The 14,217-nt window shown below is 61.4% G+C and carries 16 protein-coding genes; 15 read left to right on the top strand and 1 reads right to left on the bottom strand.

Annotated elements, in window-relative coordinates; translation table 11 throughout:
• Window positions 1-23 precede the first annotated feature (23 nt).
• Window positions 24-578 carry a hypothetical protein gene (locus ACVIIW_RS00150; protein ID WP_456698877.1) on the top strand — a complete coding sequence of 185 codons (555 nt, stop codon included), beginning with the start codon at window positions 24-26 and terminating at the stop codon, window positions 576-578.
• Between the two features lie 569 nt (window positions 579-1,147).
• On the top strand, window positions 1,148-1,468 hold the full coding sequence (locus ACVIIW_RS00145; protein WP_456698876.1) for a DUF736 domain-containing protein: 321 nt from the start codon (window positions 1,148-1,150) through the stop codon (window positions 1,466-1,468).
• A 67-nt stretch (window positions 1,469-1,535) separates the two neighbouring features.
• Here the strand turns inward: ACVIIW_RS00145 and ACVIIW_RS00140 are convergent, their stop codons facing one another.
• Window positions 1,536-1,760 (bottom strand): helix-turn-helix domain-containing protein, encoded by a 225-nt coding sequence (locus tag ACVIIW_RS00140; protein WP_456698875.1) that lies wholly within the window; start codon window positions 1,758-1,760, stop codon window positions 1,536-1,538.
• A 210-nt stretch (window positions 1,761-1,970) separates the two neighbouring features.
• Here ACVIIW_RS00140 and ACVIIW_RS00135 point away from each other — a divergent pair, with 210 nt between their 5' ends.
• The 13 genes from ACVIIW_RS00135 to trbB all read left to right on the top strand — a co-directional run bounded on the left by ACVIIW_RS00135 (window position 1,971) and on the right by trbB (window position 14,216).
• Window positions 1,971-2,243, top strand: a complete 273-nt coding sequence (locus ACVIIW_RS00135) for a DUF2285 domain-containing protein (protein ID WP_456698874.1) — start codon at window positions 1,971-1,973, stop codon at window positions 2,241-2,243.
• A 165-nt stretch (window positions 2,244-2,408) separates the two neighbouring features.
• Window positions 2,409-2,603, top strand: coding sequence for a transcriptional regulator domain-containing protein (locus ACVIIW_RS00130; RefSeq protein ID WP_456698873.1), 195 nt, complete (start codon window positions 2,409-2,411; stop codon window positions 2,601-2,603).
• A 79-nt stretch (window positions 2,604-2,682) separates the two neighbouring features.
• The gene (locus tag ACVIIW_RS00125; RefSeq protein WP_456698872.1) at window positions 2,683-3,180 is read left to right on the top strand and encodes a DUF2285 domain-containing protein; all 498 of its coding nucleotides are present in this window, start codon (window positions 2,683-2,685) and stop codon (window positions 3,178-3,180) included.
• A gap of 133 nt (window positions 3,181-3,313) precedes the next feature.
• Window positions 3,314-3,595, top strand: a complete 282-nt coding sequence (locus ACVIIW_RS00120; protein ID WP_456698871.1) for a helix-turn-helix transcriptional regulator — start codon at window positions 3,314-3,316, stop codon at window positions 3,593-3,595.
• A 22-nt stretch (window positions 3,596-3,617) separates the two neighbouring features.
• Window positions 3,618-4,499, top strand: coding sequence for a replication initiator protein A (locus ACVIIW_RS00115; protein ID WP_456698870.1), 882 nt, complete (start codon window positions 3,618-3,620; stop codon window positions 4,497-4,499).
• Between the two features lie 667 nt (window positions 4,500-5,166).
• Window positions 5,167-5,631: a DUF2840 domain-containing protein gene (locus tag ACVIIW_RS00110; RefSeq protein ID WP_456698869.1), complete on the top strand. Its 465-nt coding sequence runs from the start codon at window positions 5,167-5,169 to the stop codon at window positions 5,629-5,631.
• The gene (locus ACVIIW_RS00105) at window positions 5,628-6,140 is read left to right on the top strand and encodes a S26 family signal peptidase (RefSeq protein WP_456698868.1); all 513 of its coding nucleotides are present in this window, start codon (window positions 5,628-5,630) and stop codon (window positions 6,138-6,140) included. Before ACVIIW_RS00110 ends, ACVIIW_RS00105 begins: the two co-directional genes overlap by 4 nt.
• 2 nt (window positions 6,141-6,142) lie before the next feature.
• On the top strand, window positions 6,143-6,973 hold the full coding sequence (locus ACVIIW_RS00100) for a lytic transglycosylase domain-containing protein (RefSeq protein ID WP_456705047.1): 831 nt from the start codon (window positions 6,143-6,145) through the stop codon (window positions 6,971-6,973).
• A gap of 418 nt (window positions 6,974-7,391) precedes the next feature.
• Window positions 7,392-9,155 (top strand): relaxase/mobilization nuclease domain-containing protein, encoded by a 1,764-nt coding sequence (locus ACVIIW_RS00095; RefSeq protein ID WP_456698867.1) that lies wholly within the window; start codon window positions 7,392-7,394, stop codon window positions 9,153-9,155.
• 36 nt (window positions 9,156-9,191) lie between these two features.
• Complete coding sequence (locus tag ACVIIW_RS00090; RefSeq protein WP_456698866.1) at window positions 9,192-11,180, top strand: conjugal transfer protein TraG; 1,989 nt, start codon at window positions 9,192-9,194, stop codon at window positions 11,178-11,180.
• A gap of 6 nt (window positions 11,181-11,186) precedes the next feature.
• Window positions 11,187-11,612, top strand: a complete 426-nt coding sequence (locus ACVIIW_RS00085; RefSeq protein WP_212426642.1) for a ribbon-helix-helix domain-containing protein — start codon at window positions 11,187-11,189, stop codon at window positions 11,610-11,612.
• A gap of 131 nt (window positions 11,613-11,743) precedes the next feature.
• Window positions 11,744-13,072 carry an MFS transporter gene (locus ACVIIW_RS00080; protein WP_456698865.1) on the top strand — a complete coding sequence of 443 codons (1,329 nt, stop codon included), beginning with the start codon at window positions 11,744-11,746 and terminating at the stop codon, window positions 13,070-13,072.
• A gap of 229 nt (window positions 13,073-13,301) precedes the next feature.
• Complete coding sequence (gene trbB, locus ACVIIW_RS00075) at window positions 13,302-14,216, top strand: P-type conjugative transfer ATPase TrbB (RefSeq protein ID WP_456705046.1); 915 nt, start codon at window positions 13,302-13,304, stop codon at window positions 14,214-14,216.
• The last annotated feature ends 1 nt before the right edge of the window (window position 14,217 follow it).

Below are 14,217 nucleotides of genomic sequence, written 5' to 3'. Positions count from 1 at the left end.
GACTCCAAGCCTCCGAGGCGGAATTGCTCACGCCGCAACTCCGCCTCCTTTCGGTCTCATATCCAGAATTGCGCCGTGGTGGTGGTGGAAGGCGCAACTGGTACATCTATGCACATGGAGCCACCACCATGCTCGCTATTGGGCTTGTTCTCAACACACTCGGCATCGGCCTATTCTGCTGGGCGATTTTCGCGCTCGCAGTGTATGCCCTGCCGTTTTTCGTCGCGCTGAGTCTCGGGATGACGGCGTTTCAGAGCGGTGCCAGCCTCATCGGCGCGCTGCTTCTCGGAACGGCGGGCGGCGCGTTGACGCTCGTCCTCGGCCAGGTCGCCGTCGCTATTACCCGGTCCTTGGCCTTGCGCATTGCGATCACGACGGCATTCGCTGTTCCGGCCGCCGCCGCCGGCTATCACGTGGTGTTCGCCCTGTCCCAGATCGGGGTGCCTTCGCTGACTTGGCGTGAGGTCTTCGCTTGCCTCGGCGCAGTTTGCATTGGCGTTACGTCATGGACGCGCTTGATGGTTTTGGCGAAGACCGGCCCGTTCGAGCCGGGCGGGGTGGTCGAGAACCCGTCATAACCAGTTTCTTGCGGCCGCGTGGCCCGAGGGGGTGATCTTTTCCGCCTTCATCAGGTGCAGGTCGGCGCGGTTGAACGGGGGATGATCGAAGCCTGAGCGCGGGAGAGGCAGTCCTCCTCGGAACTCCTCGATAAAGCTTGCCGGCATTCGGTCTGGCCCACGCAGCCGCGGCAGAGCGATGTTACCTCGATCGGTTCTTGGGAGACGAAGCCGCCCTTTGCAGGAGATTGTTTCTCTTTCCGCGCTGAATCGTTTCGACCTCTTGTTCGTCGAAACCGAGATAGCCACGCTTCTCCAGAGATTGTGGTTCAGCACGCGGACGCACGTGGCCTCGTTGATGGCTTGATCTGGCCGAAGACCGGCTTCGCCTCGATCGCCTGAGCCGCAACGCCGTTGATGCGACTTTCTTCCCCTGGGCTTCGCCCATTCCTCGCGAGACAAGAAAGTCGCCACAACGGCGTCCTCCGCTGCGCTCCGGCCCGAGCGGGTGCGTCGCCGATCGTCGTCGGCCCTAGATCGCCATCGAGGCCGCGGTGGTCGCGGGCTCGAAACACAACAGGAGAAGTGACATGGCTAACATCGGTTCTTTCAAGAAGGTCGGCAACGATTTCCAGGGCGAGATCGTCACCCTGAGCCTGCAAGCCAAGGGCGTCCGTATCGTCACCGAGACCAACCGCTCCAACGACAACGCTCCGAGCCACCGCATCTACGTGGGCCGAGCCGAGATCGGGGCAGCCTGGTCGAAGCGTTCTGAAGAGGGCCGCGACTACCTCTCGCTCAAGCTCGACGATCCTTCCTTCAACGCTCCGATCTACGCGAACCTGTTCGATGACGAGGGTGGTGAAGGCTACACCCTCCTGTGGTCGCGGCCGCGCAAGACCGGCGAGTAAGAGCGCCCCACCAAGCCCCGTCCGGTCCGCCGGGCGGGGCGCTTCGCGGCTGGCCCGGGGCGGCTTACTATTTGCTAAGCCGCGCAGCCTTTTTGAGCAGGTCCCCCGGTTCGACCCCTAAGGCTTCAGCAATTTGTCCGAGCACAGTGACGCTTGCTGATACATCGCCGCGCTCGATGGCGCCGACGTATCGGGCGCTTAAGCCCGCGCGCTCGGCCAGCTCCTCCTGCGTCATTTGTAGATCGTGGCGTTTCCGACGCAGGTTCACAGCCATGATCTCTTTGAGATCCATGGCGATATGGGAACTGAGCCGGAACGATCGTTCTAGGAACGATCGTTCCTATTCGTGTCCGAACATGCTATCCGCTGTGGCGACGCTGCGTGCGCGACCGAACTCGGCCGCCGATCTACCGAACGAATATCCAGGATTCCAACGGGCAACGGAGGTCTGGATTGCGACCAAACCATGGCGTAGCTTATAGGCGTTCTAAAAGCGGGTATGATGCAGAAGCCATCCCTAGATCCAGACGTAGCGGACAGTGCGCCGAACGAGCCGACGCTCACGGCCTATGACGAACAGCATGTCGTCACGTACGTTCGCGTTCTGCAAGCCGAAGGTGAGGGAGCGGACTGGCGCGAAGTTGCTCGATTGGTCTTGCATATGGACCCCGAGCGAGAGCCGGAGCGTGCGCGGAGCGCATATCAGAGCCACCTTGCGCGTGCCAAATGGGTAACCGAGCAGGGTCGCCTATTACGTGGCACGGGCTCCAAGTAGAAGAGAATGGCCGGCTGCTGACTTGCAGGCAGAACTATTTTCTTTTGCTAACGGGTGGTCATTCCGGTGCACCACGTGGTGCCAAACTAGGGGCTTCCTACAACCGCTTCGTTCATACCTATTGCGGCGCAATCGTTGTTAGCAGGGTGCAATGGGACGGAAGCAATGCCTGAGTTCGACTGGCGGTCGCCGGAATCCTACAAGAGCCTACAAGACGCGGAAGTCACCGACATCGCCTGGGAATGTCTCCGCCGCAACGCCGACTATCGGCGTGAGTACGAGGCGATGATTGCCGACAGTCCGAACGGCGAAGTGACTGATGAATTCAGGAGGAAATGGGGTATCTGCTTTCGCCCATGACCCGCAGAGGTCCTTCGACGAGCAGACGATCTATTGGGCGCCGGAAGTTCTAGCGGCGGTCGTTCCGGTCAAGGTCGCAGTGGCCGACGACGGCGGGGCGTCGTATCAGCCACTGCTCGACCTTACAGCAGGTGAGGTGCGCCGCGCTGTCGACGGCTGGCACGCCGTGCTGCGCATCGGTGCGGCAGATCACCGCGTCTGGTCCAAAGAGCCGCCGGTGCTTGGCGCGTCATACGCAGCCGAACTGCCGTTTGATGATGATTTCGGCGCACGTGCATATGCAGCCCGCCGGCTGTGGCGCGCGATGAATGGACGCGCGCCAGGTCCTGCATTTCACACGCTATCCAAACAGAAGCGCGAGCGCCTGAGCGCCGCGATCCGCGCGCTCGATGCGCATAGCGCCGGCGGTAGCTATCGCACGATCGCCGAGGCAATGTTCGGCAGAGAGCGCATCCCCGATCGCGCCTGGAAGACGCATGATCTGCGCAATCGAACAATCCGCTTGGTGCAAGGCGGCCTCGCATTGATGCGCGGTGGTTACCGCAAACTCCTGCAGCACGGACGCAAGGACGAGTAGCGCAGTCCCCAAGGGGTGCCGAAAATCGCTCCCTCCATATTCGGCATCCCCCTCCGAGAACCTGCTCCTCCATGATGACCGCACGCACGCCGGCCTAGCCAGGCGTAGTGCGCTGTCCTCCTGGAGTCCTCAAATGCCCGATCCGATGGCCGGTCTTCCCCCGCGCTTCCTGCGCACACCTGAGGCCGCGCGCTATCTTGGCCTGTCAGGCCGCACACTCGAAAAGCACCGCACGTACGGTACTGGGCCCACGTATCGGAAGATCGGCGGACGTGTTGTCTACGCCGTCGATGACCTGAAAGCGTGGGCCGACCGGGGCGCCAAGACATCGACGTCCGATCCCGGCAACGGAACGGTGCTGCCGGCGAAGAAGCATCCCGCGCTGCGCCCGTATGCGGGCCAGGAACGTCGCTGATTGCCGTGTGAGAGCAGTGACCATGCAGCGCAAACACCATTCCGAGCGCGAGCAGCTTGAGCTCTTTCGGGCGCTACCCGGCGATCTCGCGCCCCGCGACGCGCAGGATCTGATGGCTTATCCGTTCTTTTCCCTGGCAAAGACCAAGCGCATTGTGCCGATCGATTTCCGTGCGGGCGCGATCGTAATTCGTGTCGAGCCTGTGCCGGAACACGGCATGGCGACCATCTGGGATGCAGACGTTCTGATCTGGGCCGCGTCTCAGATCGTCGAAGCCCGTGACGCCGGCTTGAAGACGTCGCGCCTGATGGCTGCAACGCCTTACGAGATTTTGACGTTCGTGGGCCGTGGCACCAGCGCACGTGACTATGACCGGTTGAAGGCTGGTCTTGACAGACTTCAGTCGACGACCGTGCTGACGTCGATCCGCCAAGCGACAGAACGGCGACGGCACCGCTTCTCCTGGATCAACGAGTGGAAGGAGACGGCTGATGCAAATGGTCGCCCATTCGGAATCGAATTGATTCTGCCCGATTGGTTCTATGCCGGCGTCATCGACGACGCGCTCGTGCTGACGATCGACCGCGCCTATTTCGAGCTGACGGGCGGACTTGAGCGGTGGCTCTATCGTCTCGTGCGCAAGCATGGTGGGCGCCAGCACGGCGGTTGGAGTTTCGACCTTGTGCACCTCCATGCCAAGTCCGGGATCCTCTCGCCGCTCAAGCACTTTGCTTACGACGTACGTCAGATCGTTCAGCGCCAGGCATTGCCTGGCTATCAGCTCGTGCTCACGCGCGATCCGAACGGCATCGAGCGGCTGAACTTCACGCCAAGGACTGTTGATCCCCTAACAGCACGCCTGCGCCGGCGCGGTCTCATTCCAAATTCGGAGGACAATCTGTGAATCAGCTCGTGCTATCGGGGACCGCAACCCTCGTGCTATCGGGGACCCGATCCTCGTGCTATCGGGGACCGGAATCGGGCTTAAGAGCTTGTTTCTCCGCGCTTTCCAGTCGCTCTAACTTTACTAACCAGAAATCCTTCGGATTTCTTCTAACGGAGCGGGCCGAAAGCCGCGGTTGTCGGTTCGCGAGGATTCGTGACCTGGATCCACGAACCGGTGAAGCAATGTATCGCTTCCCTCGCTCCACGTACCAAGTGACGCTGCTATTGGATGTCTGCAGATACCGGTGCCGCCATGACACGGCGGGTCGTCAACGTCCTGCGCAGCTCCGAGAGACGAGCGTCCAGCTGCGCAACGGGAACGACTTCCTCGACGAACCCAAGTTCGTCCGAAGTATGCGTGATCTTCCAAGTGGCGTGTTTGGTTCGGTGGTCCATCGGGCAACCTCAACAGAAGCTAGCGCTACCGTCCCATCACTATCGACCTCAGCTTCAAATCTAGCGCGCCACGTTATTGGCGGCAATGCATTTGCTTTGGGCAAGCTGAATTTACGCGCCGAGATCGCAGTCAGTTCACAATCTGCAGGGCCGCGCCAAATGACGCGGAAGCCGGTACTTCACCGCCCCAAACCTCACGGCTCCTCGCTTCGGCGTCAAGGAACGGTGGCATGAGCATTCTCACGGAAGTGGAAGTGTTGTGGCTCGATAAGCGCATCGAAAACCGCGTTCGGTTCGGTCGTGTTGTCAAGGAACGGAAGCTGGATCCCCATCGGCGCGTCCTGTCATTTGCACCGGGCAGCATCTTTGCCTTCGTCCGTTGGACCTCCAACGACTTTGGCACGATCATTTCGCGGATCGACATCTTGCGCGCGGTCGTGCCGGGACAGCGCTGCTCGACTGTTCCTTATGTGACACCCGGCGGAGAGATTTTGCTGCGTCTGTCCGGCTGGCCGAAGGTCGAGCGGGTGCTGCAGATGATCGATGCCGTTGAGGCGCTCGGCATCGATCCAGCTGATGTAGCGCCTGATCATTGGCATCACGTCCATAACCGCTTGTCCGTCAACGAAAGCCCGCGCCCGTATACGAAAGCGCGCCATCAGGCCTGGCTTCATCGGCAGAGGGTGATGCGATGAATGGCTCCCTGAAGATACTCATCGCGATGTTTGGAACTGTTGCTGCGCTCATCGCGACGATCGTCCTGGAGCCGCTTCCGCTTTACATCTGGAACGCATCCGCGAGCGTGCCGATCGGTCTCTACCGTCTCCGACCGGCGGACCAATTCCAAGTCACCGAATTGGTCGCCGTGCAGCCGCCGGAGCCGCTCGCGACCTTCCTCGACCTTAACGGCTATTTGCCCATCGGCGTGCCCATGCTGAAGCGCGTGCTCGCCCTTCCGGGGCAGAGTGTTTGCAGAACCGGCCTCACGATTTCGGTCGACGACATTGCAATGGGCGAGGCGCGGGACCGCGACGGACGCGGCAGGCCGCTGCCGAAATGGCAGGGCTGCCGCGTCATCGGCGACGGCGAGCTGTTTCTGATGAACTGGCAGTCGGACGACTCTCTTGATGGCCGGTATTTTGGGTTTCTTCCGGCATCTAGCGTGATCGGCCGCGCGATGCCGGTGTGGACGTGGGAGGAGTGATCGTGCGTATTCGACGTGTTCTGCTCGCCATTCCCTTGTTCGATCGATTGCGGGATCATTCCTCCGTCTCGATCGATGTCGGCAAGGCTGGCGCGAGACCGGCCGCGTGCCTGGGTCGGGTGGATACGCACGGTCGTGCTGTCGTGCTCCTGCTGCTTCTTCTGACCGCGTTCGACAGCGCTGCTTTGGCCGAGAGCGGATCAGCCGCGCCGCCGGCGATCGATCAGACCGCACACTCATTGGCCGGCTTCATCAATGAAGCCTCGCAACGCTTTGCGATTGCGCCGAACTGGATCCGATCAGTCCAACGCATCGAGAGTGCTGGTGATGTGCACGCCAGATCGCCAAAGGGCGCAATGGGTCTGATGCAGATCATGCCGGCGACTTGGGCGAAGCTTCGCGAGCGCTACAATCTCGGGAGCGACCCCTACGACCCGCACGACAACATTCTGGCCGGAACGGCTTACTTGCGCGAACTGCTCGATCGGTATGGCTCGCCTGGCGTGTTTGCCGCGTACAACGCGGGACCATCTCGCTATGAAGAGCATCTCGCAGGCGGCTCTCTGCCAGACGAGACGCGCGCATACGTCGTAAGGCTTGCAAATCTGCTTGCCATCGAACTGCCGCCGGGATGGACGTCCAGTGGACAATCATCAGCGGCTGCCACGCTATTCGTCACGCGATCCGATCTCACGGAAACGCACGATCGGTTGCTGGTGCTTTTGCCGTCGAGCGGTGTCACGACTGCAATCCCGGCGGGCGATGTTTCGCCCATGATCCCCCGGTCTATCGGTGTGTTCGTCCCTCGATCGGGTTCCGGAGTATCACAATGACCAAGTGTGCGAGTTCGCAGAGCTTGGTGTGCTTCACCAAGCAAGTGGCGCGTGCTGAGGACGTACGGGCGATGCCTTCGGCCCGCGCTCTACTCGTCGCTTCGCTCCTCACCGAGCCACCCTGTGGGTGTCTCGGCCCTTCGGGTAACGATCGCTATCGCAAGCGCTCGGAAGCAGTGGGGGCTTCGCAAGTCAGCTGCGAGGTTGCGGCGACTCTTTCGGGATCCGGCGACTGGGAGACCACGACGGCAGGACGGCGAGATAAAAGGGGCTCGCCGGTCGAACCGCAAGCCATTGGCATGGCTTGGGTTCTGGCGTGCCGATCGGTCGGGGCGCGTGCCGCGCCTTGCATTTTTAGGAATGCAATCAAAGGCGTTTTCGGCACCGTGCGTGTTTTTGATCGTTGGGAGGCCCTGCCGTGAGCGTGGGCGACAGCGATCTGCGTATTCGGCCCGGGCGTATCCGCAGTACACACGCGCCGAAGCAGAAGAGCTTCATCAACCAGGTGCTGCGGGCAGCAAAGAAGGCAGGACACACCTCGGGACAGACCCTGTCCGGCAGGCGTTCGGCGGCCTATGGGCGCTCGACGTTTGGCCGCGGGCGCCTCGCCTTTAGCCGCGCCAGATTGTTCAGCCCGACACGGCGCGTTGTGGTGAAGGCGCGCGTGGTTCGTCACAAAGGGCGAGCCTTCCGCTCAGCACCACTGACCGCCCATCTTTCTTACCTGAAGCGCGACGGCGTGACCCGGAGTGGTGAGCGGGCCGAGATGTTTGATGCCGGCGGCGACGGCGCCGATAGCGCGGCTTTCGCAGAACGTTGCAAGGACGACCGGCATCATTTCAGGTTCATTGTCTCGCCGGAAGACGCCGGCGACATGACCGACCTGAAGGACTTCACCCGCGACCTCGCCAAGCAGATGGAGACCGACTTTGGAACGCGACTCGATTGGGTGGCCGTCGATCATTGGAATACCGACAACCCTCACGTCCATCTTCTCGTTCGGGGAGTAGATCAGGAAGGGGCGGACCTCGTGATCTCCCGCGACTACATCAGCCAGGGCCTCCGTTCACGCGCTGAGGAACTGGTCGCCATCGAACTCGGTCCAAAGCCAGAGCAAGAGATCTGCACTTCGCTGGAGAGGGAAGTCACAGCGGAACGATGGACGCGACTCGACCGGGAGATCCGGCTGGCGGCTGATGAGACCGGCTCGATCGATCTCCGCCCAGAGAATTCCGGCAAGTCCGATCCCGAGATCCGGCGCCTGATGGTCGGTCGCCTTCAACACCTGGAGAAGATGGGGCTCGCCGCATCCGAGCTACCTGGGGAATGGATGGTCGGGCTCGAAGCCGAGCGCAGCTTGCGCGACCTCGGCATGCGCGGCGATATCATCAAGACCATGCACCGCGCCTTTACCGAGCGTGGGGAAGCGCGCGGCGTTGCCGACTTCGTCATCGAAGGTGGACCGCCGACGTCTCAGATTATCGGACGACTGGTCGACCGCGGATTGCATGACGAACTAACTGGCGAGGCCTACGCCTTGATCGACGGAACCGATGGACGCGCCCATCACGTACGCTTCCTGGGTATCGAGGCCTTCGAGCACGCACCGCCGATCGGCGGCATCGTCGAAGTCCGACGCTTCGGTCAAGCCGGCGATCCACGGCCGACTGTGGTGCTGGCGATCCGCTCCGATCTCGATCTTGCCGAGCAACTCACCGCGAAGGGCGCGACCTGGCTCGACCACAGGCTGGTCGAGCGCGACCCCATGCCGCTCGCCATGGGCGGATTCGGTCGCGAGACCCGCGACGCCATGGAAGCCCGTACCGAGCATCTGATCCAGGAGGGCTTGGCGCGGCGGCAGGGCCAACGCATCATCTTGCAGCGCGATCTCCTGAACACGTTGCGCCAGCGTGAACTGGACCAGGTGGCCGCAAAAATCTCGGCCGACACCAGCCTCCCTTACGTGAAGTCTGACTCCGGGGAGTATGTGGCGGGGACATATCGCCAGCGTCTGACGCTCGCCTCGGGGCGCTTCGCCATGATCGACAATGGGCTCGGCTTCCAACTCGTGCCCTGGTCACGCGAACTCGAAAGGAGGCTCGGCCAAAACGTCACCGGCGTCGTGAAGGACGGTGGTGGCATCGAATGGGGCTTTGGTCGGAAGCGCGGCCTCGGTCTCTAGCAATCTCACCAAACCAGTTGTGGAAGGACGTTCGGGATGTCCGGAACCAAAATCCTGTGGGGACAGATAATCGTTGTCGGCCTAATCGTTCTGCTCGCCATCTGGGGAGCAACCGAGTGGACGGCTTGGCGGCTCGCCTACCAGCCAGAGCTCGGGCGGCCCTGGTTCGAAATGATGGGCTTCAAGATCTATTACCCGCCCGTCTTCTTCTGGTGGTGGTTCGTCTACGACGCCTATGCGCCACAAGTCTTTGTCGAGGGGGCGCTCATCGCGGCGTCGGGGACCTTCATTTCGATCGCGGTGGCGATCGGCATGTCGGTGTGGCGGGCGCGCGAAGCCAAGAATGTCGCGACCTATGGTTCGGCGCGCTGGGCTAGTGCGGAAGAAGTCCGAGCAGCGGGACTTCTCGGGCCGGACGGTGTGGTGCTGGGCAAGCTCGACCGCGATTACCTTCGCCATGACGGACCGGAGCACGTCTTGTGTTTTGCACCCACCCGCTCGGGCAAGGGCGTCGGCCTTGTCGTTCCTTCACTGCTGGCTTGGCCCGGCTCGGCCATCGTGCACGACATCAAGGGAGAGAACTGGCAACTGACCGCGGGCTTCCGCTCGCGGCATGGCCGCGTCCTGTTGTTCGACCCTACCAATCCAAAGTCCTCAACCTACAATCCGCTCCTCGAAGTCCGGCGCGGGGAATGGGAGGTTCGCGACGTCCAGAACGTGGCCGACGTTCTGGTCGACCCCGAGGGCTCCCTCGACAAGCGGAACCACTGGGAGAAGACCAGTCATTCGCTCCTGGTCGGCGCCATCCTCCACGTTCTCTATGCCGAGGCAGACAAGACCTTGGCCGGTGTCGCAGCTTTCCTATCCGATCCGAAGCGGCCGATCGAGGCAACGTTGAAGGCGATGATGACCACCGCACATCTTGGCGGGCAGGGGGCTCATCCCGTGGTCGCCTCGACCGCGCGCGAACTCCTCAACAAATCCGAGAATGAACGTTCTGGCGTCCTGTCCACCGCGATGTCGTTCCTCGGGCTCTACCGCGATCCTGTTGTGGCCCAGGTGACCTGTCGCTGCGACTGGCGGATTGCCGATCTGATCGCAGATAGCCGGCCGACGACGCTTTACCTCGTGGTGCCACCGTCCGATATTTCTCGGACCAAGCCGCTGATCCGTCTGGTGTTGAACCAGATCGGCCGGCGTCTGACCGAGGATCTGCACGCCAGCAATCGTCGGCATCGAGTCCTGATGATGCTCGACGAGTTCCCCGCACTTGGGCGGCTTGATTTTTTCGAGTCCGCACTCGCCTTCATGGCGGGCTATGGCATCAAAAGTTTCTTGATCGCGCAGTCGCTCAATCAAATCGAGAAGGCCTACGGGCCCAACAACGCGATCCTCGACAACTGCCACGTCCGCGTCAGCTTTGCGACCAACGATGAGCGGACCGCGAAGCGGGTATCTGACGCGCTGGGCACGGCGACCGAGATGCGCGCGATGAAGAACTATGCCGGTCATAGATTGAACCCGTGGTTGGGGCACCTGATGGTCTCGCGGCAGGAGACGGCGAGGCCACTGCTGACCCCCGGCGAGGTCATGCAGCTTCCGCCCATGGACGAGATCGTCATGGTGGCGGGCACGCCGCCGATCCGGGCGAAGAAGGCCCGCTACTACGAGGATCGACGGTTCACCGAGCGGGTTCTGCCACCGCCCGATCCGGCGAAGGCCGGCCGATCATCGCGATCGGACGGATGGTCGGCGCTCGCAACGCCGGTGCGGACGGGAAGTCCAACTGACAAAGCCGTGGAGGCCGAGGAAGACACGGCGAACAGCGGGCTCCGTCGTGAGCCCGAACTCCCCGATCACGTCGCGATCGCCAAGGAGACGACCGAACCGACGCCGGCAGAAGAATTTGCTGCCGTTCTCGATGATGACGAGGATGCGGTCCGTCAGTCCCGGCTCATACGCCAACAGATGCGCGGTGTCGCTCGTCAAGTCGCCCTGGACCCGAATGACGGCATGGAGCTCTGAGGCAATATGCGCGACCGGATGAACGTTTATTTCCCGCCAGAGCTTTTGAAGCAGATCTCGGAACTCGCCGATCGCAAGAAGCTTTCTCGGTCTGCGATCGTGGAGGCGGCTGTCGCTTCGTTTCTATCACCGGACGGAGCGGACAGGCGGGAGGCAGCGTTTACCCGTCGCCTCGATCGGCTATCGCGTCAGATGCATCGACTGGAGCGTGACGTTGGTCTGACGGCCGAGACTCTGGCCCTCTTCATCCGTTTCTGGCTGACGATTACGCCACCGTTACCGAACGATGCGCAGGCTGCCGCGCAGGCAAAGGGCCGAGAACGATTTGAAGGATTTGTCGAGGCGCTCGGGCGCCGGTTGCAGAAGGGGCAAAGCTTTCTGCGCGAGATACCAGAAGATATCCGCCGTCAGGAACCGGCCGAAGAAACCTGATTGAACTCTGCAGAAAGACCAATTCGCCGGTCCTTCTTTTTCTGCGCCAGTCTACGACAGCAGCGATTTTGCCGAACTGACAAAAGCTGGACGCGCTATCGGCTCGGCGAGCTGAGAGCAAAGGGGCCAGCATGCAAATCTCAACAGCATGGCGTCGAATCGCGCGCGTTTTTCTCCCTTTTGTAGCTGGGTACTATCTCTCCTATCTGTTTCGAACGATCAATGCTCTGATCGCCAACCATCTCAGCTCGGATACCGGGGTTGGGACTGCCGACCTCGGGTTGCTTACGTCGGTCTATTTTCTTGTTTTCGCGGCCGCTCAGATCCCCATCGGTATATTGTTGGATCGCTTTGGTCCGCGTCGCGTCCAGAGTGTTCTGCTCTTGCTTGCCGCAGCAGGCACCGGCCTATTCGCGATATCGACAGACTTCCTGTCGCTTTTGATCGCGCGTGCAATGATCGGGCTTGGCGTGGCGGCGGCGTTGACCGCAGGACTGAAGTCGATCGTCCTCTGGTTCCCCAGGGAGCGTGTCGCCTTGCTTAACGGCTACATGGTCATGCTGGGATCGCTAGGAGCGGTGACTGCTACGGTCCCCGTTGAATACCTGCTTGACTGGATGGGCTGGCGGCAACTTTTTGAGGTCCTGGCGGCCGCTACCGGTGCGGCGGCCATTCTCATCTATGCCGTCGTGCCTGAGCGAGGCATTGTCCCATCAGCAGCGCGCGCTACCCTTAGCTCCGTTTTCGGCGATCGGCGCTTCTGGCGAATGGCCCCGTTGTCGGCGACGTGCGTCGGATCAGCCTGGTCCCTGCAGGGATTGTGGGCGTCACCGTGGTTGACCGACGTGGAGGGGCTTGATCGCGCAAGTCTCGTCAGACAGCTGTTCATAATGTCGATTATGCTTAGCGGCGGTGCCTGGTTGTTCGGCATGACAGTCCATCACTTCAAACGAAAGGGAATCGGCGCGGAGACGGTATTAACGATGGTTGCGGTGCTGTTTATCGCGGCTGAGTTATCCCTGATCCTGCGAGCGTCTTTGCCGTCTATCCTGCCTTGGTCTATTGTCGCAATTGTCGGAACGGCGACAGTGGTCAGCTTCGCGGCAATAGCGGATTACTTCCCGCCGGAGCTCGCCGGCCGTGCCAATGGTGCCTTGAACGTTTTGCATTTCGGTTGGGCATTTCTGGCGCAATACTTGACAGGTCTTATCCTGGAGCAATGGTCCGCGAGTGATGGCCATAAGCCTGTCCAAGCCTATCAAGTCGCGTTTGGTCTCAACATAGCGCTGCAAATCGCGACGTTGGTCTGGTTCGCGCTACCTTGGTGCCAATCCGTCGCTTCGTGGATGAGTTCAATCCTCTTCTTCAAGCCGGCCAGTGATTCCGACGCTCTCGAACCCGTCGGCGTGTACGTGAACTCGGTCATACTGGTACCCGCGGATGACGATGCTGAGTGGTGAGCGGTAGATCGCAGAGCACGATGCGATTGAGCAGGCCTCAAACATCAGTTCTCGGTCTTTCTTTTTCTACGCCAGTCTACGATCACTGAAGCCGCTTGTTGCGCCAAGTCTGTAGGTGCCTTTTCTAATCATCCCCATATGAGGACGCTCGTTGGACGTCCTCATTCGGTGGGGACGAATAGTGGCAATCCATTCCATTCAATCGGAAGCGAGTTCGCGCGGCGCGCGAATGCTGCGCAGTGCGCTTGGTTCCGCGATTGCCGGCTACCTTGAGGACGAAGCGGTCATCGAGGTGATGCTCAACCCAGATGGGCGGCTGTGGATCGACCGGTTGTCGAATGGCCTGATCGACACAGGCGAAACCCTTTCGGCGGCGGACGGCGAGCGCATTGTTCGTCTGGTAGCGCACCACGTAGGTGCGGAGGTGCATGCCGGCTCGCCGCGGGTCTCGGCCGAATTGCCTGGAACCGGCGAGCGCTTCGAAGGTCTGTTGCCTCCAGTCGTTGCGGCACCAGCCTTTGCGATCCGCAAGCCCGCTGTCGCCGTGTTTACGCTCGCCGACTACGTCCGCAGGGGGATCATGACCTCGGAGCAGGCCAAGATCCTGCAGAAGGCGGTCGCCGCACGGAAGAACATTCTGGTCGCCGGCGGGACATCGACCGGCAAGACAACATTGACGAATGCGCTCCTGGCCGAGGTGGCAAAGAGCTCCGATCGGGTCGTGCTGATCGAAGATACGCGCGAACTTCAGTGCAAGGCGCCCAATCTTGTAGCTTTGCGGACCAAAGACGGCGTCGCCACGCTTTCCGACCTGGTTCGCTCATCGCTGCGATTGCGTCCGGATCGCATTCCGGTTGGCGAGGTTCGCGGTGCCGAAGCGCTCGACCTGCTTAAGGCCTGGGGCACCGGTCATCCCGGTGGCATCGGGACTATCCATGCGGGCAGTGCGCTCGGCGCGCTGCGGCGGCTCGAGCAACTCATCCAGGAAGCCGTCATCACGGTTCCGCGCGCCCTGATCGCGGAGACCATCAACCTCGTTGCTGTGCTTGCGGGGCGCGGCGGTGACCGTCGCCTCGCTGAACTCGCCATCGTCACCGGGCTCGGGGCCGCCGGTGACTACAACCTTTCATCAACAGGAGACTGAC

The organism is Bradyrhizobium sp. USDA 4449 (assembly GCF_054056275.1).
This window is presented reverse-complemented; position numbering and strand designations above follow the sequence as displayed.